The following is a 2,388-nucleotide window of genomic DNA, read 5'->3' on the forward strand; positions in this document are numbered from 1 at the left end:
AGAAGTCGGGTAAAGGGATTACATCGCTGTAACCCCCTCCCCTCAAAACCGGACTTGTACCTTTGGGCACATCCGGCTTAAGCAAATTACTAGCTTCCACATGCTTCAGTCATTTTGCAGCATGAATCTGTTGATGACAGTAGAAGTGTAAGAATCGGAGATTTTTGTAGCTATTGCTCCCACCCTGTTGTTTTGGTTCAATGTGATGAACATGCAGTTCTTCCCCGTTGAATAGAGATTCTCCGCATTTAGGACAAATGCATCCTTGGTTCTGAGCAATCTTTTGTTTACTGGGAGTAAGAGATTTAGATTTAGCCTTCTCCCTGTCTTGCCAGTAGCTTTTAAGATTTGGATCATCAGGAGATGATCTGCCCTTCACCAGAATATGTCTTTCTATCCTGAACCAGCTAAATTTGAGCAAATGCATTCCTGTGGTTTTGTCACCAAATACCCATCGGTCGCTACGCTCTAAATTCAGCCTGCCCCAATAGCGGCTTTGTCTCCAGTAACGGGGTTTTTTAGGGTGGGTGTGCTTGATATAGCGAACTGCCCGATGAAACATCCAACGGTCAAGACTATGAAAAATTTCACAAGACACTCCTGAACGGAAATAGTTCGCCCATCCTCGAATAATCGGGTTTAAGCGTTTAATAATTGCTAGAACATTCGACCCTCGCAAGGAGAGCCATTCCTTTCGCAACTTATTCCGTATTTTGCTTACCGATTCCTTGCTTGGCTTAATCAGCAGCTTCCAACCTGTTTTAGAGGTTTTTTCGGCTCTGTAGTGTCTGATGTTGAAGCCTAGAAAGTCGAATCCCTCACTCAGATGAACAATTTTGGTTTTCTGGGCCGATAGCTCTAACCCTCTTTGTTGCAACCAACTTTTTAGGATTTCAATCACTTCTTCGGCATCTTCTTTAGACTCACAGAATGCTGCAAAATCGTCCGCATAACGAACGATTGCTCGCTTTCCAATAGACTGACCTCTGGAGTCGTATTTGACACCAATGGCTTCCTCCATTCCATGCAAGGCAATGTTAGCCAACAAGGGGGACACCACGCCACCCTGGGGAGTTCCACTATCCGTTTCATGAAAAACTCCTTGTTCCATGTATCCTGCCTTGAGCCATTGTTTAATCAGTTCCCGACCAGGGACTTCACCAATTGCCTTGAGCAAGAATTCATGGCTGATATTGTCAAATGCGCCTTTGATGTCAGCATCTACGACCCATTTCTTCCGTTTATTTGGTCGAGCTAAGCCGAAGATCTTCTCAATGGCATCGTGACAACTTCTACCAGGGCGGAATCCGTAGCTGGTTCCCTCGAACTTTGCCTCCCATTCTGGTTCAAGAGCATTCTTGACCATTGCTTGAAGACATCTGTCTTTGACAACCGGGATTCCCAGTGGGCGTTGTTTTCCATTTGTTTTCGGTATGTACACCCGACGCGCAGGTTTTACTCTCCAAAGGGTGAAAGCCGATAATTCATCGACCAATTTGCCTCTGGTTGTAGGAGTTTTCACCACTACTTTGTCAATTCCTGGCGTATTTCTACCTGCGTTCTGCTGTGTCACTCTGCGAACACTCATCAGAATGTTGGCATAGCTTCGTAGCATTAGCTTTTGAAGCGAACGTACCTTTTTATAGTTCCGTTCTGTGGTCGCCCGAAAGATTCTCTGTCTCAAATTCCTGACAGTCCGATTGATTTTGCGCCAGTTAATGGCGTTCCAATCGGTTTGCCCTTTGGTTCCGTTTGCTAAAGCCATGCTTTGCATCTAACTTGCCCCTGAGTGAGAAATCATTACAGAAGTCTTTGGGTAATTCACCTGACCCACGTCAGCACCCTTTTAGGTTGGGTATTGCCCTATCCAGCAGGTTATGGATTTCCTTTGCCTTTCGGCTTACTGGCGTTCGCTTCTTGGGTCATCCCTGTCCCACTGGGGAATTCAGTCGTCCTTGCGGTTGACCTACTGGAAATCCAGACCCCATTGGGGTTACCACGTTCCACATGTTAGAGATGCAACTGAAGAGGGTGTCTCCTTTACTGCGGGGACGGGGTGTCCTCGAATTCGATTCATAAGACCGAATTCCGTGCCTCGGTTGGTAAGACCGAGGTTCATTGTCCCTTCATCACCGTATCAGCCATATTTCGATGACCAGACGTCACGCAGCCTCATCAGAGATTCACTTGCGTTCACCCATTCAGTCTTCCTCTTGCCCGGTTTGTCCAAATGGCTTGGACGCTCCTTAGACGTTACCTCCTTGCAAAAGACCCCACCGTTACCAGTGATGCCCTTGGAGATTGAGGATAGGTTTGGACACTAACCTAGAGAAGTCACCTCCTCACTCACAACATGCGACATCGTGTCGCGCTCACGAAGTCATCTGC

Annotated in this window: 1 protein-coding gene; it reads right to left on the reverse strand. The window is 46.8% G+C overall.

The features are described 5' to 3' along the window. Positions 1–109: 109 nt before the first annotated feature. Entirely contained in the window at positions 110–1,765 is a 1,656-nt protein-coding gene (ltrA, locus tag QUB12_RS37040) for a group II intron reverse transcriptase/maturase (RefSeq protein ID WP_333301312.1), read from the reverse strand. Positions 1,766–2,388: the final 623 nt, after the last annotated feature.

This window comes from Microcoleus sp. B7-D4 (assembly GCF_036705125.1).
Lineage (GTDB): Bacteria > Cyanobacteriota > Cyanobacteriia > Cyanobacteriales > Microcoleaceae > Microcoleus.

Excerpts from the sequence above, each read along its gene's own strand:
- ltrA (WP_333301312.1), bottom strand. The coding sequence starts at position 1,765 with ATGGCTTTAGCAAACGGAACCAAAGGGCAAACCGATTGGAACGCCATT.